This window comes from Achromobacter sp. GbtcB20 (assembly GCF_019091095.1).
GTDB classification, from domain to species: Bacteria; Pseudomonadota; Gammaproteobacteria; order Burkholderiales; family Burkholderiaceae_B; genus Achromobacter; species Achromobacter mucicolens.
Map to the genome: position 1 here is coordinate 1 of NZ_JAGXJZ010000251.1, position 425 is coordinate 425.

1 pseudogene is annotated in these 425 nt (G+C 63.1%); it reads left to right on the top strand.

From position 1 onward, the window contains the following. Positions 1–377: pseudogene (locus tag KVT32_RS28840) on the top strand (alkaline phosphatase); the annotation flags it as partial. Positions 378–425 lie beyond the last annotated feature (48 nt).

Genomic DNA, 425 nt, shown 5'->3' on the forward strand with positions numbered 1-425 from the left:
CCGCCAACCCGAACAGGATCGGCAACCCGGACAACCTGAAGTTCTCGGAAAAGCTGCGCACCCTGTTCATCGGCGAAGACAGCGGCCAGCACGTCAACAACTTCCTGTGGGCCTACAACGTCGACACCAAACAGCTCGCGCGCATCATGTCGATCCCGGCCGGCGGCGAGTCGACCGGTCTGCACGCGGTCGATGAACTGAATGGCTGGACCTACATCATGAGCAACTTCCAGCACGCGGGCGACTGGGGCGGCACCCACAACAACGTGAAAGCCACGCTCGATCCGCTGGTGCGCGCGAACTACAAGGACAAGTTCGGGTCCGCGGTCGGTTACCTGACGGGGGAGCTGAGCCAGATGCGCCTGGCGAAAGCGTAGAAAGGGAGAGTCCCGCCACGGGACGCAAGCCGGGCCAAGGTGGAAGTC